The sequence below is a fragment of the Labrenzia sp. R5_0 genome, assembly GCF_017743835.1.
In the GTDB taxonomy this organism is placed as follows: Bacteria; Pseudomonadota; Alphaproteobacteria; order Rhizobiales; family Stappiaceae; genus Roseibium; species Roseibium algicola.
In genome coordinates this window covers 624912-645622 of the sequence record NZ_JAGHRK010000004.1, presented here as the reverse complement: position 1 = coordinate 645622, position 20711 = coordinate 624912, and the positions used below count along the sequence as shown (strand labels likewise).

Sequence of the window (20711 nt, the reverse complement as noted above, 5' to 3'; positions counted from 1 at the left end):
TCCGCGATTTGCCTGGTGCCGTCCCCCGGACGAAGCGCAGCGAAGAACCGGTCTCACCTTTAGGCCTCACGAGAAGCTAGAGAAGAAAACATGTCTGAATTCGTCACCCTGTTTGAAATGGGCCCGCGCGACGGTCTGCAGAACGAGAAAACCTTTGTGCCGACGGCCCAGAAGATCGACCTCGTGGACCGGCTTTCTGCCTGCGGCTTCCGCAAGATCGAGGTGACCAGTTTCGTCAGTCCGAAATGGGTACCGCAGATGGCCGACGCCCAGGAGGTGATGGAAGGCATCTACCGGCATCCGTCCGTGACCTATGCGGTGCTGACACCCAATGTGAAGGGTTATACGGCCGCCAAGAAGGTGTCGGCGGATGAAGTCGCCATTTTCGGTTCGGCCTCGGAAGGCTTTTCCAGAAAGAACATCAATTGCTCGGTTGCCGAAAGCATCGAACGCTTCAAGCCGCTTCTGGAAAAGGCACATGAGGACGGCATCCCGGTTCGCGGCTATGTCTCTTGCGTAACCGACTGCCCCTACGACGGTGCAACACCACCGGAGAAGGTTGCGGAGGTCGCCAAAACGCTGTTCGATCTCGGCTGCTACGAGATTTCCCTCGGCGACACCATAGGCGCCGGAACGCCGGAAACCATCGGCCGGATGCTGGACGCCGTGCTGACCGCGATCCCTGCGGACAAGCTTGCCGGCCATTTTCATGACACAAAGGGCCGGGCGATCGAGAACATCGAGGTCAGCCTCGAAAAAGGCTTGCGCACCTTCGACAGTGCGGTCGGCGGTCTGGGCGGTTGCCCCTATGCACCGGGTGCCAAAGGCAATGTCGCAACCGAAGCCGTGCTAGACCTGATGACCCGCAAGGGCTTCGAGACCGGCATCGACCGGGCAAAGCTTGCTGAAATCGCCGACTTTGCCCGCACCCTCAGGAGTGTTGACGCATGAGCTTCGAGACAATCTCCCTTGCCGTTGACGACCGGGGCGTCGCAACGCTGACACTCAACCGCCAGGACAAGCACAATTCGCTTTCCGCCACGATGATCGCCGAACTGACGGAAGTTGCCGCACAATTGGCGGAGGACGACACTGTCCGTGTCGTTATACTGACGGGTGCTGGCGCCAGCTTCTGCGCGGGCGGCGACCTTGGATGGATGCGCGAGCAGTTCGAAGCTGACCGCGAAACCCGCATGACTGAAGCGCGCAAGCTTGCCATGATGCTGCAGAGCCTCAACGAATTGCCGAAGCCACTGATAGGCCGCGTACAAGGCCAGGCCTTTGGCGGCGGCATCGGCATGATGAGCGTCTGCGACACCGTGATTGCCGTCGACAGCGCCAAATTCGGCCTGACGGAAGTACGTCTTGGCCTCATCCCGGCAACCATCAGCCCCTATGTGCTGGCCCGCATGGGCGAAGGCAAGGCACGCCGGGTATTCATGTCCGCCCGCCTGTTCGGCGCGGAAGAGGCTCGGGATCTCGATCTTGTGGCGAAGGTCGTGAGCGAGGCGGACCTCGATGCGGCGATCGAAAAGGAAATCAAACCGTATCTCTCCGCTGCCCCCGCTGCGGTAGCCGCCTCCAAGGCGCTGGCCCGCAGCCTTGGCCCGGAAATCACCGAAGAAATCATCGACGACACCATCCGCCGTCTCGCCGAGACCTGGGAAACCCCCGAAGCCCAGGAAGGCATCACCGCATTCTTCGAAAAGCGAAAGGCGAACTGGGTCGGTTCATAGTTTGCAGCGGCTGATGCCAGTACCGGGTATTCGGCAGATCGCCCCTCCTTCCGTCGGTGCCCCCACACGCCCTCATGCTGAGGAGGACCGTCAGGTCCGTCTCGAAGCATGGGCCAGGAGCTCCTGCGTGTGCCGCCCATCCTTCGAGACGCGCGCAAGCGCGCTCCTCAGGATGAGGACGAAGTTGTGGTCAGCAGACAGCCGAATGTGATGTGAGGTGAAAAACCGCCCTCAATGGCCGGCGCTGCGCCTGGCATGTTCGATCAGGGCCGCGATACGCGCCACTTCCTTCTGTTCCGACTGCGGCGGTTCCTGCGGCGGGCCGCCGTACATGCGTTCACGCCGCTGGCGGATCTTCTTGCGCTGATATTCACTGATCCCGTCAGGAAGCTCCATACCGGCCCTGTCGATGTTGATCAGCACCCGCTGCAGGTCCGGCACCAGTTCGGATGAAATGGTGAAGGTTGCCCCGTCCGGGCGCTTGAAGACCAGAGTCGTGGTGGTTTCAGCCCCATTCAGCAGAACCGCTGATCTCGGCCCCAGCGAGCCGATCGTCGACTGGAACCAGGCAGCCCAGCCCGAAGCGTGCCACAGGCGGATGTCGATCTTTTTCAGATCCTCATACATCACCCGGACGCGCCGGCCGAACTGGGTGAATTCGAAACCGTTGCTGAAGAAACGGACCCAGGATGTCTCCTGTCGTGCGGACACGGTGAACAGCACCGGTGCAATCGAGGCAGGACCCAGGCAAAGCAGCGCCATCAGGGCTGCGCCTCCGCTCCAGTCAGCCATCCCGATGAATGCTATGGAAAAGAAAGCGGCACCAATAACAAACCCGATCATGTCGAGTACCAGAACCGGCGGATGACATACCGGCTTTACGGCACCGGACGGTACGTTCGGCCGCGGCAAGGCGGCATAGATCCCGGCGGCCGCGATAATGCAGAGCAGGCTGCTGAGCACCGACATGAAAAAATATCCGCCGACTATACCCAGCACGCAGAGGCCGAGAGGCAATATCCGGCGAAGTAATTCAAGTTTTGCTGTTTTGCCCACACCGCTCTCCATGCATTCAGACAGTGGAACCGATACGAACTAGGGGGAGACTTCTGATTCTTTCATTGAATCAACTGAAGCGTTTTAAATCAAGAATGCTGACAAACAATCCAGAAACAATGTAAGCGTTCGGCAAATGGTTCCCTTGAAATTTCCAGGAGACCCAAGAGGAACGATCAGCACTCGCCAGTCCGGCGAGCCTCACGATGCCTTGCGTTCTCGTTCCATGAAGCTGAACATGTTGCGCACCTTGCCGAATTTTGGCGTATCCAGCTCCAGGAACTGATGCATGAGCGTATCTATGTCCTGAGGCGTGAACGGCTTTTTCAGGAAACCGGATATCCCGACGAAGGCCGCGGACCGCTCCAGATAGCTCGTGTCGTTGGTGGACATCATGTAGATGCCGATCTTGCTCGACAGGTCCCGGATCGAACCGGCAAGCTCGATACCGTCGACATCCGGCATGTGAAAATCCGTCAGCACCATCCGGAACTTGCCCGATGCCAGTGTACGAAGCGCCGCCTGCGCACTGTCGGCTTCCGAGATTTCGAAGTCGAACCGGCTGGCCTCCAGAACCTTGCGCGTCAGTTTGCGCATCGTACCGCTGTCGTCGACGATCAGGATCGGATAGGTCGTCGTCATCGTCATGTAAGTGGCGACGATCTCCGACACATCCTCCTGGGTGAAAGGCTTTTTCAGGAAATGATAGGCCCCCAGCTGCTGAAGCATGTTGGCATTGCGCTCATCAAGGCCGCTTGAAATCGCGACCGTCAGACAATCTGCAGACTTCGTCTCGCTCATCGCGGCGATTACGTCCGGACCATTCAGCCCCGGCATGTTGATGTCGATGAAGGCGATGTCGATCTGTTTCTTCTTCAGAACCTCAACAGCAGAACGACCGTTATCGACGTTATCAACCTCGATGTACCGCTTGGAACGATGAACAGCGATGCCGTTGTTGATGACTTCACGAGCGATGCCGCTGTCGTCAGCGACAAGAATGCGGATCATTTTATGCAGCAATTCTCATCACCTTGTGTGCGGCTCTCGCATCGTCACTTGAGGCCATGTCTAAATTAACAAGTACAATAAGGAAACAATTGTATATTTTCTGTTACTGAAGCTCGCCAGGCATTTTACAACCTTTGATATACATAAATTTACATGAATATTCATTCACTCGATTCCACAATTCTTACAAATAGGATGTAAAGACCGAAACCTCATCTGGGAAAATCCCGCAAAATACGAGGAAACAGGCGCAACCCGGCGTCACAGGATTCCCGCAGTCGCATTATGGTTCAGTGACTTCCGTCGAATTGGAGCAACTTGCGGCTAGCTTTTTCAAAACACGGGATCCAACCAGCCTGTTTCTGAAAATAAGACGAGACCTAAACAAGGATCTGCTGGACGATAGGATCGTCACGTCAGGACAAGGGCGCCCGCAACCTGCCACACCAACTCTACGTCAATTTGTAGCGTCAGAATTGGACAATCACCTCGCCTCTTGCAAGGACTGCCGACGAGCCATCAATGTGGCACTTCCCGTCCGACAAACAGAAACCGGATCAGCAGCAGGGCAACACAAGTTCGCCAGCATCAAAGCTGTCACTGAGACCTGTGCAGCCCATGGACTGGTGGCAGGGCCAACGATCGCACAGCTGTTTCTGAAGTCTCGTGACAGCTTGCTCAATCCAGAGGAAAGCATCAGAGAAGGGATAGCCCTGTCGGGCGCACCTGAAGAAAGGAACCTGGGCCTGGAAAGTGGTGCCGCTGAAGGGACTCGAACCCCCGACCCCATCATTACGAATGACGTGCTCTACCATCTGAGCTACAGCGGCGTTCTCCGGCAGATGCCGGGCATCGCGCGATTTGGCGCGGGCACTCAGGTCAAGCCCGAGTGCGCCGCTAATTACCGGAGCTTGGCGTCAGATGCAAGAGCCTAAAACCGGTTCTTTCAGGAAGATCACATCTTCCCTTTTCCGCAAGCAAGGCAAACACATGCTCGTCAGCACATTCCGACTATCGCCGCAGCAGCGCTTCAGTTGAAAAAGCGCGGCCGTGGCGTCTTGGCGCTCTCTTCCTCGTCGTCCTCATCCGGGCCCGGATCGTCCGGCATCCGCGACAGGGGAAATTCGATTGGCCGGTTGAGATCCTCTTTGGAACTGCCGGATTTTGTTTCGCCTGTCTTGGCCTCCCCGGCTTTGGCAGCCGATGGCTTTGCATCCGCCGATTTCGGAGTTTCCTCAACCTTGGCCTCAGATGCTGCCTCTGGCTTGGAAGGCGTCTCGGAACCGTTCCGGGTGTCGGTCTTGCCGGTCACACCAGCTTTCGCTGTCCCGGCGTCTTTGCCTGTCACCACGGCAGGTTTATCGTCTGCCCCGGCTTCGGCTTTTACCGCGCTTTCCTTGGCTGCCGTCTTCTCAACGGTCGCAGCCTTGTCCGAAGGTGCCTTGGTAGCCTCGGCGTCGGGCAGGTCCTTCAGCGCAGGGCTGTATTTGACATCGTCCGTCGTCCCTTCGTAGCCCTGCTTTTCCAGTGCTGCAGAGGCAGCGGAAGGTTCCGCGGCGGCTGACTTGGCGCTGCCGGATTTGGCGTCACCCGTCTCGGGTCCCGCAGGCTTGGCAGTGGCAGGCCTGGTGACGGGTTCGGCTTCCAGCACCATCGCGTCGTCATCCACATCTGCAACCGGCCGAACCGGCTCGGCTGGAGTGGCGGACGGCAGGGCCGGCGCCTCGAACAGGCTGTCCTCAAGCAGCGGACCGTCCTCGTCGGACAGACTGCCCGGCGTTGCCCACTGGAACGCATCGAGCTTGCCGGTGACCGGTGACACCGGCTGCCATTCGGCGGAAATGATGCCGTCGGCCATCCAGACCTTGTCGAGCGGCGCACTGACGGCACGGGCCAGCCAGTCGCGTGTGCGGCCCCGGTCACCGTGTTCGGCTTCCTCCACTTCCGCCATCAGCAGAAACGCCTGACGGGTAGGTTCGGACTGCAGGACCTTTTTCAGCTGCTTGCGCGCTTCTTCGAACTCGCGCGCCTCCATGGCTGCGCGGGCGATGGCCAGCGCACCTTCGGGAGTGTTTGCCCGCTGTGCGGAAAGCGATTTCACCCGCTTCAAGCGATCGACAGCCGAATCGCCGGTACGCACATGGGCATAGGTTTCAGCCAACTCCGGATGCGGGAACAAACGCCAGGTCGCCTCCAACACTTTGGAGGCCTTGCGGATGTCGCCCCGGCGCGTTGCCAGACGAGACGTCAGCACGGCCGCCGGCACAAGGTCGAGTGCCAGCCCATGAGCTTCCTTGGCCAGCGAATAGGCCCGTTCCGGCTCGCCGTCCTCCAGCTTCGTCGCAAGGGCCGTCAGGATGACGGCGCGCTGACGCCGATAGGTTTTCTTGTCCAGCATCTTTGCGGCGTAGTTGCGCTCCAGGGTCTTGAGCGCTTCGTCCCAATGGTGGGCAACCGCCTGGTAGCCGAGCACGGCCTTGCCGGCCCACTCCAGACCCGGCGATGTCTTGGCAGCTTCCTCCGCATAATGGCGTGCTGCCACCGGTTCCCTGTGCCGCTCGGCCTCGATGAAGAGGCCGTGCAGACCAAGCGCCTTGGTGGCCGGATCTTCCAGCATCGCCTCGAAACGCTGACGCGCTTCGTCGTCCTTGCCGGCAAGCTGGGCCGTCTGTGCAAGCAGCAGCTTTGCCGCGGGTTCATCATCCAGCAGCTTGTCGGCGTCCAGCGCGTAGCGGCGCGCCAGTTTGGCGTTGCCCGTGCCCAGAGCGATCAAGCCTTGTGACAGCGCATTGTAGCCCTTGTCTTTCCGGCGGCGCCGAAAGAAGCGGCTGGCAATCTGCGGTGATTTCAAGACGACGCGGATCACCCAGACAATCGCCAGGAAGATCGCCAGGAAAATGGCTGCGGCAAGGGCAACAATCGCAGGCGACTGCTCCCAGATATCCGTCCCGACCTGCTGGCCACCTTCATAAACTGGCCAGGAAATCTGGATCGTTCCCGGCAGGTCCGCCATCCAGGCAAAGCCCATGGCAACGGCAAACAACAGCGCGAAAAAGAACAGAACGCGGATCATTCAGTTCGCTCCCTGCGACGGCCGGCTCCTGCCGGCACATAATTCCATTGACGGGCGGGCGAGTGGCCGGCCTGCATTCAGCTATCCTTCGCAGCAAGCGCGTTGAGCACTTCCTGCGAGGCCTTGTCCGTCAGGTCATCAACCTCGACGCGGGCTTCGGCGCGCGTTGCCCAGTCGGCAGCAGCAGCCTGTCCCTGTTCTGGCAGATCCTTGTAGGCGGCAAGTGCCGACTTGAGGTCTCCCTTCCGGACGGCGTTTTCCATGCGCTGCAGGGCAGCGGCCGGCCCGTCGCCTTCACCTGAGCCCGAACGACGAACGGTGAACAGCGACTGTGCACTGGTCATCAGGCTGTCGAGTACATCACCGGACCGGTCCGGTTCGGAAAACGTCTGGTAGACAGAGCGCGCAACCGGCGGGAACTGGGCGATCAGCACGGGCACCGGTTCGACACCGGTCTTGGCGTTGGCCTCCAGTGCAGACAGGTCGAGCCCGCCCGGCAGCCCCGCCTTGACGGCGGCCAGCTCGGTTTCATAAGGGCGGCCGGAATCAACGGCCGACTTCAATGCGGAAACGGACAGTGCCCTGGCAGCAACTTCACGCGCCGTCGCATCGCCCATCGTTGCCTCAACCGCGGCAAGTCGCGTTGAAAGCGCGTCCAGCTCAGAGCGCAAACCTTCCAGCGCTGCTGTGTTGGCCGCGCCGACAGACTTGATGTCGGCAGCCAGCGAAGACAGGGTCTCGGTTGCCCGTGCCTGGCTGTCGGCAAGGGTCTTCAGGGAAACGTCCGACGTCGATACGGCTGTCTGTGCTGCTTTCGCGGTCGCTTCGGTATTGGAAAGTCTGGTTTCCACCTCGGAAAGGGTCGTCTTCAGGTCCGAAAGCTGGCCCTCGAGCCCGGTTACGGAACCGGAAAGCTTGTCGGCTTCGGAAGATGTCGATGTGGTGTCGGTTTCCAGCTTGGCCAAGCGGTTTTCAAGCGGCGCCAGATCCACCTGGCTATCGCCCTTCACTTCCTCTTCCAGCGCGGCCAGACGGCTTTCAAGCGGCTGGAGATCGGCTGGGGTTCCTTCGCCGGTGCCGGCACCTGCCGAAGCGACGGTGCTGCGCAGTCCTTCGACATCCTGCTTCAGGGCATCGACTGCGGCGCTCAGATCGGACGACGACGCATCCTGCAGTTTGGCTTCAAGCGCGCTGACTTTGCTTTCCAGAGCAGAAACAGCACCGGAGCTGCCCTGGCTGGAGACCGAAGACGTCACGTCGCCGAGTTTTTTCTCCAGATCGGAAATCTTGCGTTCGGCGGCACTGAGCGCGCTGGTGAGCTGCTGGTTCGGCTCGGGCGACAGTTTGACGAGCCCGGCCTGGTAAAGGCCGAAGCCGCCGCCAAGCACCAGGATACCGCCGATAACGGCCGCAATCAGAACGCCGAATGCCCCGACACCGCCGCGGTCCTCAGCGGCCGGCGGATTGGAAAAGCTGGTTGCCCCCCCTGGACGGGAGCTGCTGCTTGTCGAGGAGGTTCCGGTCTGGCTGGTGGCAGACGTCGATGAGCCTGCCGGAGACGCTGGTTTGCCGGTCGCAGATGACGACCCGGTTGTGCTGGCTCCTGCGGGCTTTCCTGCAGTGGAAGACCCGGCAGTGGTAGACGACGAAGAAGAATAGCCTGATCCGGTCGAGGACGATGTCGATGCAGACGAAGAGGGCGACGATGTGCTGCCCGCATTGCCGGTGCTGCCAGATGACGTTGTATTTCCGGCTGATGTTGAGCTGCCGGACGCAGTCGTGCTGCCGATACCGCCTGTCTTGGTTGCACCCGCAGTCGTGCCGCCAGACCCCGTCGTGGCGCTCGTCGTTGAGCTCGTACCAGAGGCTGGCTTCGTGTCTGTCGGCTTGGCACCGACCTTCTCTGCGGTCAGATCAATCGTTACCGGCCGCTTGCTGCTGCCGGAGGAAGACGCAGTGCTGCTGCCCGGCTTGTCCTTGCCGCCAGTGCCGCTGCCGCCCGATGAAGATGTCCCGCCCGGGGATTTCTTGTCCGTCGTCATCTCATCTCCTCCTGAACCCTGCCGGTCCCAAGACCTTCACTATACACACCTCTTTGCGAAGCGGTACCGCCGCAGCAAAGACTTTTGCGCGCTGCAAAAGAACGACTCCCCCGGATCTGGTTAACACTGTGTTAAAGCCAGATCCATCAAGGCGCTTTCGTTCGGCGCAGCTGCAATACGCACCTGGCTTACCTCAAATAGGGGCTCGGCCGACTGCCGCGAAAGGGCATAGACAGGCAACCTGGAAAAAATATGGTCAAGACCGTGCCTGCGAACCAGCGCCAGAAAAGCTTCGGCCGTGCGTTTGGAATAAATGAAGACACCATCAAAGGCATTCTGGCGAAGGCCGTCAACCACGGCAGAAGGCAGGCTTTCCGCCAGCTCCATGCTGTAAAGCACGACGGTGCGACAGGAAATTCCCCCTGCGGCGAGAAGTCCCTCCAGATCCCCCGCCCGATCCTCGGCAGCAGGATAAAGGACGGCCCCTGAAGACAATCCGCTCCGATTATCGAGAATCAGCTGAGCCAGCGCAGCAATATCCCCGCTGGCCGAAAGTACATTTGAAAAGCCCGCTTCCCGGCAGGCGAGTGCGGTCGCGTCGCCCACCGTGAAAACCGGCAAGCTCCGCAAGGCATCGATCCGGCCCTGTGCTGACAGGACGGCGACCGACCGCCGGCTGGAAAACGCCAGCGCAGACACGCCATCCAGCCCGAATTGTGCCGACCGCACCTCAACGGTTTTCAGAACGGGAGCTTCATCGGCAACATGCCCCAACGCCCGCAGTTTTTCAGCGGTCCGCCGGCAATCCGGCTGGGGGCGTGTCACCAGAAAGCGCATGACCGGGTCAGGCTCCTGCCAGAAAGTCCGGTCCCATCCGGGTTTTCAGATCTTCCCCGACAGACCGGCCAATCCGCGCGGCCTCTGCCGCAGGCCCACTGCCCGATGCCTCATGCGCGGCCGATCCGTCCGGCTTCAGCACAATCCCTCGGAAGTGCATCGTATCGCCTTCGAGCGTTGCCAGACCGCCGATGGGCGTGCGGCAAGACCCGTCCAGAACAGCAAGGAAGGCGCGCTCCGCATCAAGGCGGATCTGCGTTGCCGCGTCGTGAATTGCCGCCAGCATTTCAAGGGTAGCCTTGTCGTCCGCCCGGCTTTCGATGCAGATCGCACCTTGGCCGACAGCCGGCAGAAACTGGTCGGTTTCCAGAAGGCTGGTGATTTCCGCTTCCAGGCCCAACCGGCGCAGACCGGCAGCCGCCAGAAGTGTTGCGTCCACCTCGCCCTCTGCCAGCTTGCGCAGGCGTGTCTGCAGGTTGCCGCGGTACATCACCACTTCGATATCCGGGCGCAGCCGCTTGATCATCGCCTGGCGGCGCAGCGAACTGGACCCGACGACCGCGCCCTGCGGCAGATCGGTCAGGGTCTTTGCCTTGGGCGACAGGAACGCATCGCGCACATCTTCCCGCGGCAGGAAGGCCGTCAAAGCCAGACCATCCGGCAGGACCGTCGGCATGTCCTTGGACGAATGAACGGCAAGATCGATCCGCCCGTCCAGAAGCGCTTCCTCGATTTCCTTCGTGAACAGCCCCTTGCCACCGACTTCCGACAGCGGCCTGTCCTGGATCCTGTCGCCGGAGGTCTTGATGACCACGATCTCGAACGCGTCTTCGGCCAGATCATGGGCCGCCATCAGCCGGTCGCGGGTTTCGTGGGCCTGTGCCAGCGCCAGCGCGCTGCCCCTTGTTCCGATACGCAAAGGATTTGATTGCAAGGTTTACCGTCCAGATGCTACGCCCGGCAGAAATGACGGGCACCGATTTATGTCTTTTCGGATGTCCTAACACAGGCCACCGCACTTAGACCAATGACCTCAGTCAAAACAGATGACAATGCGACCAATCTGACGGTCCTGGGCATTGAAACCAGCTGCGACGAAACCGCAGCAGCGGTTGTGTGCGGCCCTGCGCACAAGAAGATCCTCTCCAATACGATCCGTTCGCAGATCGACGAGCATACAGAATTCGGTGGCGTGGTGCCGGAAATTGCCGCCCGTGCCCACATCGAAATCCTCGACCGGATCGTTGCCGAAGCCATGAACGAGGCCGGTTGCGGCTGGGATGATATCGACGCGATTGCCGCAACTGCCGGCCCTGGCCTCATCGGTGGCGTCATCGTCGGCTTTATGACCGCCAAGGCCATCGCCATGGCAGCGGGAAAGCCGATCGTCGGCGTCAATCACCTGGAAGGCCACGCCCTGACCGCGCGCCTGACCGACGATCTCGAGTTTCCGTTCCTCTTGCTGCTCGTCTCCGGCGGCCACAGCCAGTTCCTGCTGGTGCGCGGCGTCGGGGACTATGAACGTCTCGGCACGACCATCGACGATGCCATTGGCGAAGCTTTCGACAAGACAGCCAAACTGCTGGGCCTGCCCTATCCCGGCGGCCCGCATGTAGAAAAAATGGCTGCCAAGGGCGACGTCACCCGCTTCCGCCTGCCGCGTCCGCTTCTGGATCGCCCGGGTCTCGACATGTCCTTCGCCGGACTGAAAACGGCACTTCGCACCCAGGCGAAAAAGCTTGAGCCTGTCGATGAACAGACGATTGCCGACCTCTGCGCGGCGTTTCAGCGATCTGTGTCCGACGTTTTGGCAGCCCGCACCCGCTCCGCACTCGATCTCTTCCGGACACGCCACCCGGGTGTCAAACCGGCAATCGTTGTGGCTGGTGGTGTCGCGGCGAACCAGGAAATCCGCAACAGTCTTCTGGCTGCGGCAGAAGAGGCAGATGCCCGTTTCATCGCGCCGCCCATGCGCCTTTGCACCGACAATGCAGCAATGATCGCCTGGGCCGGGATCGAGCGGCTTCGACTTGGCCCCGTGGACGACATGAGTCTGTCACCCAGGCCTCGCTGGCCGCTGGATTCAGCCAATGCCGGTGTGCTCGGCGCGGGTAAAAAGGGCGCCAAGGTCTAGGATGTGGACCTGTAAATCATCGCTCAATTTCCCACCGACCCTTTTGCGCGACCAAAGACCCTGTTAGGAAACTTCAGCCTTCCAACAAGGACTGTTCTGAGAAATGCGCGTCTACCACAAGGCCTATGTCTACCTGACCTGCGGCACGGACCTTCTGGTCTTCGACGAACCGGACACGCCTCATCTGGGCCTGCAGGTTCCGGGTGGCACCATCGATCCGGGCGAAAGCTTTCTGCATGGCGCCATGCGGGAATTTGCCGAGGAAACCGGCCTCGAACTGGACGTGGCCTTTGATCATTTTTCCAGTCAGGATATCCCGTTCGAAACGATCCCTCCCGTCGGACAGTACCGGCCCGCACCCAACCGTCCGCTGCTTGGCCGACACATCCGCCGCAACTACCATGTCCGCCTTGGTGCCCGGCCGAAGAGCGAGTGGGAGCATTACGAAATGCATCCCAGCAGCGGCGGCGAACCGATTCGCTACCGTTTCTTCTGGGTTGACCTCTTTGGCGAACGGGCAAGCGACGAGGAAAACTTCTTCGCCGCCTTCGGCGCGCCCCTCGATGCCCTGCGCAAACGTGTGACACGCCTCGCCAACGCGGCATAAACAACAGTTCTTTCAAGGACCTGCCCGTGCTGATCTACCAAAAGGCCTATGTCTACCTGACCTGTGGAACAGAGCTTCTCGTGTTTGTGGAACCCGATTTCCCGAATGCCGGCCTCCAGGTTCCCGGAGGCACGGTCGACCCCGGCGAAAGCTATCTGCAGGCTGCCAGGAGAGAATTTGCCGAGGAGACCGGACTTTCGTTGGATATCGCGCTCGAATCGTTCGCCGACCAGGACCATATCTTCAAAGATGTTCCCCGTTGTCTCGACGGCTTGCATCGCCGGCGGCATTTTCATGGCCGAATTCGTGAAAAGCCCGCGACAGAATGGGAACATTTCGAAATGTCACCGAACGCAGGCGGTCCCCCGATAAGGTTCCGTCTGTTCTGGATTGACCTGTTCACCATGGATGCGCCGACCGAGGCCCGCTTTTTTGAAGGGTTTGGAGCGCAACTTGAAACATTACGGACGCGCGTGGAAAGGCAGAGCAATGGGCGCCATTAGGTCTATCGGCGTCGTTGGCGGCGGCGCCTGGGGCACGGCCCTGGCCCTGACCGCAGCCCGTGCCGGACGGGAAGTGCGCCTTTGGGCGCGTGATCCCGGTACGGTCTCCGATATCAGGTCCCGTCGGCAGAACCCGAGGTATCTGCCGGGAATCACCTTTGACGAGGAACTGGAAGCGACATCTTCGCTGGAAGAGGTTGCTGACGCCGATGCCATCTTGCTGGTGACACCCGCCCAGACAACCCGCGCGATGCTGGCTGCCCTGAAACAGACCGGCAAAGTGCGCGGCCCCGTCGTGCTGTGCGCCAAGGGCATCGAACAATCCTCCGGCAAGCTCTTGTCCAAGGTCATGAGCGAGGAACTGCCCGGCGTCGAACCGGGCGTCCTGTCCGGCCCGAGCTTTGCCGACGACGTCGCCAAGGGCCTGCCGACTGCCGTCACCGTTGCCGCCAATTCGGCCAAGACCGCGCTCAGCCTGTGCGAAGCAATGCAATCGCCCTGTTTCCGGCCCTATGCCTCGATCGACATTCTCGGTGCCCAGATCGGCGGCGCCCTCAAGAATGTGCTCGCGATCGCCTGCGGGGCCGTGGTCGGCCGCAAGCTCGGCGCCAGTGCCCAGGCGGCCCTGACCGCACGCGGCTTTGCCGAACTGTCACGCCTCGGCACTGCCATGGGCGCACAGGGTGAAACCCTGACAGGCCTTTCCGGTCTGGGAGACCTTGTGCTCACCTGTTCGTCCAGCCAGTCGCGCAACTTTTCCTTCGGGCTGCGGCTCGGCGAAGGCTTCATGGCTTCCGAGCTGATTTCGGCAGGTGGCAAGCTCGCGGAAGGCGCCTATTCCGCCCGCGTCGCAGTCAAGCTGGCCCGCAAATACGATGTCGAAGTGCCGATCTGCGAGACCGTCGCCAGGATGATCGACGAGGACCTGACCATCGACGACGCCCTCAACACCCTGATGGCACGCCCGCTGAAATCGGAAACGGCAGGGCTTTGACCCCGTCTCGACGAAACCGGCCTTCGACATAGGCACAAGCCGGCGCCTGGCTCTCTTTCCGCTTGTGATAGGGGATTGGCATATGAGCGATATCCTCATCCCCACGGCGTCACCCCGGACAAGCGAAGCGCAGATCCGGGGCCCACTCGCCGCGCCGCTTGCCGAAGCAGACAAGGTGCCCTGAAGAGGCACAACCCATTCCGGCTCTCTGGAAACGAGTAGCCCCCGGGTCTCGCGTTGCTCGCCCGGGGTGACACTTGTGCTTGCTGCCTGTCTTTAGTCCAAAGTCAGTTGCCCTGCCACGAAGGGGAGAACAGCTCCCCCACTCCCTCATCCTGAGGAGCCGGGCAACGCCAGGCGTCTCGAAGGATGGGCCGCTTGCACAGGGTTTGATGCACCTCTCCTTTCTTTCCCCCATTGAGTTTCCCCCGCCCCGGCCCTAGGTTCGACGCAGATTCGACCAACCCGGGGAATTCTTCATGCTCTATGCCCTGATCTGCACCGACAAGCCCGGTGCCCTGCAGACGCGCCTCGACAACCGCGCCGCCCATCTCGACTTCCTGAAAGGCCTCGGCGACAGCCTCAAGGCAGCCGGCCCGTTTCTTGACGACGACGGCAACATGACCGGCTCGCTGGTTGTGATCGAAGCCTCCAACCGCGACGAGATCCTGGCGATCTCCCAGGAAGATCCCTACGCCCGCGCCGGTTTGTTCGAAAGCGTCGAGATCCGCCCCTGGAACTGGGCAATCAAGAACCCGGAGGCAAACTGAGTGCAGTACTGGCTGATCAAGTCCGAACCCGACAAATGGTCCTGGGAACAGCAGAAGGCCCGTGGCGACAAGGGTGAGCAGTGGGACGGTATCCGGAACTACCAGGCACGCAACAACATGCGGGCCATGGAAATCGGCGACAAGGCGTTCTTCTACCATTCCAACATCGGCAAGGAAGTCGTCGGCATCGTTGAGGTCTGCAGCGACATCCATCCGGACACCACTATCGATGATCCCCGCTGGGAATGCGTGGACTTCAAGGCCGTCCGTGACATGCCCAAGCCGGTGACCCTGGCCGACGTCAAGGCCGAACCGCGCCTTGCCAAGATGTCGCTGGTCACCTCCATGCGCCTGTCGGTTCAGCCGGTCACGGAAGAGGAATGGAAAATCGTCTGTGAAATGGGTGGCCTGAAAGAGCCTGCCTAACTTCCTCTCCTGAGAGATCCGCCCTGAATGGCCCTTATCAAGGATCCGGCAGCCTTCATCCGGAAGGAGACCAAGGTCAAACCTGTGCCGCATGCGGAGGAAATCCTTCTGCATGTGGCCGACGAGGCCATGGATCTGTGGCAAAAGACCGAAGACGAACTGGGCGAGCTAGGCCTGCCGCCGCCATTCTGGGCCTTTGCCTGGGCTGGCGGCCAGGGACTTGCCCGCTACGTGCTCGACACGCCGGAACTGGTCGCGGGAAAACGCGTTGTCGACTTTGCCTGCGGCTCTGGTCTGGTCGGCATAGCCGCCATGAAGGCCGGCGCAGCGTCCTGCCACGCGGTCGACATCGACCCCTACGCCCTGACCGCAACACGCCTCAACGCCGCGCTCAACGAGGTGGAGATCACCACCGAGACCGCGGACATCACCACCGGAGAACCGCCGCAAGCGGACCTTGTCTTCTGTGGTGACGTTTTCTACGACAAGCCCATGGCCGACAAGGTGCTGGCATTTCTCGACAGGTTGCTGGCGAACAACATCGAGGTCTATGTCGGCGATCCTGGCCGGTCCTATCTGCCCTCGTCACGCCTGATTGAACTGGCGGCCTACAGCGTTCCGGTGGTCGGTGCGCTGGAAGACAACGAGATCAAACGCACGCGCGTTTTCCGTTTGCAGGAAAAATCATCCGGAGAATGACCTGGAGGCGGATCAGTCTTGCGGACCATCGCCTTGCACATAACTTTTTCCGCAATCCCACTTCCTCTTTTTGCAGCTTGCGATAGGTTAGCCGTTCAAGCTTAAAGCGCTTTCCTGTTCCGATGTGTTTCTAGGAGTCCTTCATGCCCATCGTTAATCGCCTCGCGGATCTGGCCGACGAGATCACCGCCTGGCGCCGCGACATTCACGAAAATCCCGAAATTCTCTACGAAACGGTGCGGACTGCCGAGAAGGTGTCCGAGCTGCTGCAGAGCTTCGGTGTCGATGAAATCGCAACGGGCGTCGGCAAGACGGGCGTCGTTGGCGTGATCAAGGGCCGCAACGGCGGTGCCGGCAAGACCATCGGCCTGCGCGCCGACATGGACGCGCTGCCGATCGAGGAAATCACCGGCAAGGACTATGCCTCCAAGATCCCGGGCAAGATGCACGCCTGCGGCCATGACGGCCACACCGCCATGTTGCTGGGCGCTGCAAAGTATCTCGCCGAGACCCGCAACTTCGACGGCACGGTCGTCGTCATCTTCCAGCCGGCCGAAGAAGGTGGCGCAGGCGCGAAGGCGATGATCGACGATGGTCTCCTGACCCGCTGGCCGATCGAGGAAGTCTACGGCATGCACAACTTCCCGGGCATGCCGGTGGGCGAATTCGCCATCCGCAAGGGCCCGATCATGGCCGCGACCGACGAATTCCGCATCACCATCACCGGCCGGGGCGGCCATGCCGCCAAGCCGCATGAGACCATCGACCCGATCGTGATCGGCTCGCAACTGGTGTCCGCACTGCAGACTATCGCCAGCCGCAATGCCAATCCGCTCGATTCGGTTGTTGTGTCGGTGACCGTTTTCCAGGGTGGCAACGCCTTCAACGTCATTCCGCAGGAAGTGCTGCTGCGCGGCACCGTGCGCACGCTGAGCCCGGAAATGCGGGATCTCGCCCAGGCACGGATGGAATCCATCGTCAGCTCTGTTGGCGATGCGTTCGGCGCAAAGGCAGTTCTGCAATTCACGCGCGGGTATCCGGTCACGGCGAACCACGACGAGCAGACGGATTTCGCGGCAGCCGTCGCCGAAGGCATTGCCGGGGTCGGCAAGGTCAATCGCGAGATCGAGCCGATGATGGGCGGTGAGGATTTCTCCTACATGCTGGAAGAACGCCCGGGTGCGTTCATCTTCGCCGGCAACGGCGACAGCGCGGGCCTGCACCATCCGGCCTATGACTTCAACGACGACCTGATCCCGGTCGGCTGTTCCTACTGGGTGAAACTGGTCGAAACGGCCCTCCCCGCGGCCGCCTGACCTCCTGTGAAATCCTTCATCGCCATCCCGTTTCGCACGATGCCGACCCAGGATGACGGGCCGGGATGACGGCGGGAAGGTTTTGGATTAAGAGTGACGCCGGTTCCGACCGGCGTTTTCATTTGGATTTTCGAATATGGCTCTTTCCCCGTTCAAGCTTCCCTTTCTGGCAGCCTATGTCGTGGTCGGGGCCATTGTCGGTGTGCTGGTGATCCACCCGCTGAACCTTGTGGTGGTCTGGTGGGAACTGGCCCGTTTTTCGGAAACGGCTCCGAACCTCCTTGAATTTCTGACGGCGCGCCTGTGGCTGGTGCTGCTTCCCCGGCACCTGGATGTTGCGGTTGCCTATACCGGTCTCGGCGCAGTTGTCGGCCTCGCCTTCGGCATCTTCACCCGCAACTACATGCGAACGTCCGAAGCCTACCGGTCGCTGCGCGAAGAGCAGACCGCGCTCATTCCCGATCTTCTGAAACAGGGCGAAAACCGGCGCGTGGAGTTCAAGTCGTCGCTGCGCTGGGACCTGAAGGAAAACCGGACCAACCGGTCCCTGGAAAAGGTCATCGCCAAGACCCTTGCCGGCTTCTTCAATGCCGATGGCGGCCATCTTCTGATCGGTGTTGATGACAACGGCACACCGCTTGGTCTCGACAAGGACCTGGCAACGCTGAAAAGCCCGGACCTCGATTCGTTCGAGCGCACCGTCAACGACATCGTTTCAAAGACACTCGGCGGAGATCTCTGTCCTTACATCCACACGGTCTTTTCCAGGGTGGACGGCAAGGACGTGGCCATGGTCATCGTCAGCCCGGCACCCCGCGCCGTCTATCTGGAAGAAAACAAGGCCTCGGTCTTCTATCTGCGCAGCGGCAATTCCACCCGCGCACTGGATGTCCGCGAAGCGGTCAACTACGCCAACAAGAGATGGTCGTGACATGTCGGACATCGCCGGCTTCTTCTTTCCCGATCAGCTGCACCTTGCTGCATCGCTGACACTGATCGTCACGAGTTTCTTCACCTCGGCCCTGACAGCGGCCGTCGGCCTTGGCGGCGGGGTCGCGCTGATCGCGATCATGGCAACCGTCATGCCGGCCAGTGCCCTGGTGCCGGTCCACGGTGTCGTTCAGCTCGGATCGAACGCCGGGCGTGCGCTTGTACAACTGAAACATGTCGACTGGCTGATTGCGCTTTGGTTCGCAGTCGGGGCGGCAATTGGCGCGGCCGTGGGCGGCGCCATCGCGGTGGAATTGCCGCCGGCGGTTCTGAAGGCGGGCATCGGCCTGTTCGTGCTGTGGGTCGTCTGGGGCAAGGCACCGCATTTCGGCAAGGCACCGAAACGGGTCATGGCAGCAGCGGGTTTTGCCTCCACGTTCCTGTCCATGTTCTTCGGTGCGGCCGGCCCCATCGGCGGTGCCGTTTTGTCGACCCTCGGCCTGCCGCGCCACGGGTTCGTCGCCAACCAGGCAATCACCGCGCTGATCATGCACGTCTTCAAGATCATTGCGTTCGGCGCGCTCGGCTTTGCCTTCGCGCCCTGGCTGGGACTGATTGTCCTGATGATCGCCAGCGGCTTTCTCGGCACACTCGCCGGCAGCCGCCTGCTCGGCAGAATGGACGAGAAGAGCTTCAAAACCGGCTTCAGATGGGTGATGACCGCGCTGGCGCTGAACCTCCTGTTCCAGGCAGTGCGGGGCTGGCTCGGCTGATCCTTGCAGGAGCTGTCCTGATACCGGCTTCAATCCCGCTGTCCTCCGGGCCTTTCAGGCGTTCTTGACCTTTCCCCACGGCTTGCTTGAGTTCTTCGCAACTGGCTTCATCTTGAAAGACAACGGCTGACGCGCTAACCCATCGCCATCAGATTTCTCAAAATGCGGGATGGAACATCCATGGCTTCACAAAACCTTCTGCTTCTGCCGGGTGACGGCATTGGCCCGGAAATCATGCAGGAAGTGAAAAAGGTCATTGCCTGGTTCAATGAAAAGGGCGGCATGTCCTTTGAAACCGACGAAGGCCTGGTGGGTGGTTCCGCCTATGACGCGCATGGTCAGTCGATCTCCGAAGAAGACATGGCCAAGGCCATGGCTGCCGACGCGGTCATCTTCGGCGCCGTCGGCGGACCCAAGTGGGACGACGTTCCTTACGAAGTTCGCCCGGAAGCCGGCCTATTGCGTCTGCGCAAGGACATGCAGCTGTTCGCCAACCTGCGCCCGGCCATCTGCTACCCGGCGCTTGCCGATGCATCGTCGCTGAAGAAGGACGTGATCGAAGGTCTCGACATCCTGATCGTGCGCGAGCTGACCGGCGGTGTCTACTTCGGCGAACCGAAGGAAATCATCGATCTCGGCAACGGCCAGAAACGCGGCATCGACACGCAGGTCTACGACACCTACGAGATCGAGCGCATTTCCGGCGTCGCCTTTGAGCTGGCACGCACGCGTGGCAACAAGGTCACGTCCATGGAAAAACGGAACGTGATGAAGTCCGGCGTACTGTGGAACGAAGTCGTTACCCAGACGCACAAGAACGGCTACGAGGATGTTCAGCTGGAGCACATGCTGGCTGACGCCGGCGGCATGCAGCTTGTCCGCTGGCCCAAGCAGTTCGACGTCATTGTGACGGACAACCTCTTCGGCGACATGCTGTCCGACGTTGCCGCCATGCTGACCGGTTCGCTCGGCATGCTCCCGTCCGCATCGCTCGGCGCACCGGATGGCGTTACCGGCAAGCGCAAGGCGCTTTATGAGCCCGTCCACGGCTCCGCTCCGGACATTGCCGGCACGGGCGCTGCCAACCCGATCGCCATGATTGCCAGCTTCGGCATGGCGCTGCGTTACTCCTTCGAGGAAGTTGCAGCCGCCGACAAACTGGACAAGGCCATCGCCAACGCTCTCGACAAGGGCCTGCGGACGAAAGATATCGCAGCGCCTGGCCAGGCCACCGTTTCCACCGTGGAAATGGGCGACGCCATCATTGCCGAACTGGACGCCTTGAGCGCCTGATAGGCAATCGCCATTTGCAAGCAGAGCCGTCACCGGTTATCCCGGTGCCGGCTTTCCCTTTTCAAGATACCGCTGGTCCCATGATCGAAGACAAACTCGCCCCCTTTCTCGGCACCTGGATCCTCGACACGGAGGAAAGCGACTTCGAACAAGGCGAACCGCCACGCAGCGCCACGCTCAAGATCGACGAGAACTTCGGCGTTGCCGTCTTCACGATGAACCAGGTGGCCTCCGACGGTGAAGTCACCATCGACACTTTCGAGGCAATGCCGGACGGTCCGGAAGTGCGTCTTGGCAAAAGCGGCCTGGTCGACGCCATGCGTCTCGTGTTCCAGGGAGATCGCAACCTCATTTCGGAAGCCCGCCGCGGCGGGCTGACGATCATGAAAGCCGACCGGGAACTGTCCGACGACGGCAGAACGCTGACCGTAACGCAAACCGTCCACCTGGTCGACGTTGCAAGCTACACGAACGTATCCGTCTACCGGCGCGCGCAGTAGGAAACGGCCTG

General features: G+C 60.9%; 20 protein-coding genes and 1 tRNA gene. 14 read left to right on the top strand and 7 right to left on the bottom strand.

Annotated features, from left to right (window positions below; translation table 11 throughout):
* Nucleotides 1-90 precede the first annotated feature (90 nt).
* Nucleotides 91-951 carry a hydroxymethylglutaryl-CoA lyase gene (locus J7447_RS22990; protein WP_023002910.1) on the top strand — a complete coding sequence of 287 codons (861 nt, stop codon included), beginning with the start codon at nt 91-93 and terminating at the stop codon, nt 949-951.
* Nucleotides 948-1736, top strand: coding sequence for a crotonase/enoyl-CoA hydratase family protein (locus tag J7447_RS22985; RefSeq protein ID WP_209171058.1), 789 nt, complete (start codon nt 948-950; stop codon nt 1734-1736). The genes J7447_RS22990 and J7447_RS22985 overlap by 4 nt, the downstream gene beginning before the upstream one ends.
* A gap of 231 nt (nt 1737-1967) precedes the next feature.
* Here the strand turns inward: J7447_RS22985 and J7447_RS22980 are convergent, their stop codons facing one another.
* The 7 genes from J7447_RS22980 to hemC all read right to left on the bottom strand — a co-directional run bounded on the left by J7447_RS22980 (nt 1968) and on the right by hemC (nt 10689).
* Entirely contained in the window at nt 1968-2705 is a 738-nt protein-coding gene (locus tag J7447_RS22980; protein WP_035907952.1) for a hypothetical protein, read from the bottom strand.
* 288 nt (nt 2706-2993) lie between these two features.
* Entirely contained in the window at nt 2994-3815 is an 822-nt protein-coding gene (locus J7447_RS22975; protein WP_208984613.1) for a response regulator, read from the bottom strand.
* Between the two features lie 742 nt (nt 3816-4557).
* A tRNA-Thr gene (locus J7447_RS22970) sits at nt 4558-4633 on the bottom strand.
* A gap of 200 nt (nt 4634-4833) precedes the next feature.
* On the bottom strand, nt 4834-6876 hold the full coding sequence (locus J7447_RS22965) for a heme biosynthesis HemY N-terminal domain-containing protein (protein WP_209171057.1): 2043 nt from the start codon (nt 6874-6876) through the stop codon (nt 4834-4836).
* A gap of 77 nt (nt 6877-6953) precedes the next feature.
* Nucleotides 6954-8918 (bottom strand): hypothetical protein, encoded by a 1965-nt coding sequence (locus J7447_RS22960; RefSeq protein ID WP_209171056.1) that lies wholly within the window; start codon nt 8916-8918, stop codon nt 6954-6956.
* A gap of 120 nt (nt 8919-9038) precedes the next feature.
* Nucleotides 9039-9755, bottom strand: a complete 717-nt coding sequence (locus J7447_RS22955) for a uroporphyrinogen-III synthase (protein ID WP_209171055.1) — start codon at nt 9753-9755, stop codon at nt 9039-9041.
* Nucleotides 9756-9762: 7 nt separating this feature from the next.
* Entirely contained in the window at nt 9763-10689 is a 927-nt protein-coding gene (gene hemC / locus J7447_RS22950; protein ID WP_031270219.1) for a hydroxymethylbilane synthase, read from the bottom strand.
* 93 nt (nt 10690-10782) lie between these two features.
* Between hemC and tsaD the strand changes: the two genes are divergently transcribed.
* The 12 genes from tsaD to J7447_RS22890 all read left to right on the top strand — a co-directional run bounded on the left by tsaD (nt 10783) and on the right by J7447_RS22890 (nt 20700).
* On the top strand, nt 10783-11889 hold the full coding sequence (gene tsaD / locus J7447_RS22945) for a tRNA (adenosine(37)-N6)-threonylcarbamoyltransferase complex transferase subunit TsaD (RefSeq protein WP_062486703.1): 1107 nt from the start codon (nt 10783-10785) through the stop codon (nt 11887-11889).
* Between the two features lie 103 nt (nt 11890-11992).
* The gene (locus J7447_RS22940; RefSeq protein WP_023002901.1) at nt 11993-12496 is read left to right on the top strand and encodes an NUDIX domain-containing protein; all 504 of its coding nucleotides are present in this window, start codon (nt 11993-11995) and stop codon (nt 12494-12496) included.
* A 26-nt stretch (nt 12497-12522) separates the two neighbouring features.
* Nucleotides 12523-12999 carry an NUDIX domain-containing protein gene (locus tag J7447_RS22935; RefSeq protein ID WP_055659702.1) on the top strand — a complete coding sequence of 159 codons (477 nt, stop codon included), beginning with the start codon at nt 12523-12525 and terminating at the stop codon, nt 12997-12999.
* Nucleotides 12986-13993 (top strand): NAD(P)H-dependent glycerol-3-phosphate dehydrogenase, encoded by a 1008-nt coding sequence (locus J7447_RS22930; RefSeq protein ID WP_023002899.1) that lies wholly within the window; start codon nt 12986-12988, stop codon nt 13991-13993. Before J7447_RS22935 ends, J7447_RS22930 begins: the two co-directional genes overlap by 14 nt.
* Nucleotides 13994-14472: 479 nt before the next feature.
* On the top strand, nt 14473-14763 hold the full coding sequence (locus J7447_RS22925) for a YciI-like protein (protein WP_055659704.1): 291 nt from the start codon (nt 14473-14475) through the stop codon (nt 14761-14763).
* On the top strand, nt 14764-15189 hold the full coding sequence (locus tag J7447_RS22920; protein WP_023002897.1) for an EVE domain-containing protein: 426 nt from the start codon (nt 14764-14766) through the stop codon (nt 15187-15189).
* 27 nt (nt 15190-15216) lie between these two features.
* Complete coding sequence (locus J7447_RS22915) at nt 15217-15888, top strand: methyltransferase (protein WP_062486697.1); 672 nt, start codon at nt 15217-15219, stop codon at nt 15886-15888.
* A 143-nt stretch (nt 15889-16031) separates the two neighbouring features.
* Nucleotides 16032-17204 (top strand): M20 aminoacylase family protein, encoded by a 1173-nt coding sequence (locus tag J7447_RS22910; RefSeq protein WP_055659708.1) that lies wholly within the window; start codon nt 16032-16034, stop codon nt 17202-17204.
* 136 nt (nt 17205-17340) lie between these two features.
* Complete coding sequence (locus tag J7447_RS22905; protein WP_023002894.1) at nt 17341-18135, top strand: ATP-binding protein; 795 nt, start codon at nt 17341-17343, stop codon at nt 18133-18135.
* A 1-nt stretch (nt 18136) separates the two neighbouring features.
* Nucleotides 18137-18907 carry a sulfite exporter TauE/SafE family protein gene (locus J7447_RS22900; protein ID WP_055659711.1) on the top strand — a complete coding sequence of 257 codons (771 nt, stop codon included), beginning with the start codon at nt 18137-18139 and terminating at the stop codon, nt 18905-18907.
* Between the two features lie 180 nt (nt 18908-19087).
* Complete coding sequence (leuB, locus tag J7447_RS22895) at nt 19088-20200, top strand: 3-isopropylmalate dehydrogenase (protein ID WP_062486691.1); 1113 nt, start codon at nt 19088-19090, stop codon at nt 20198-20200.
* A gap of 80 nt (nt 20201-20280) precedes the next feature.
* Nucleotides 20281-20700 (top strand): hypothetical protein, encoded by a 420-nt coding sequence (locus tag J7447_RS22890; RefSeq protein ID WP_209171054.1) that lies wholly within the window; start codon nt 20281-20283, stop codon nt 20698-20700.
* The last annotated feature ends 11 nt before the right edge of the window (nt 20701-20711 follow it).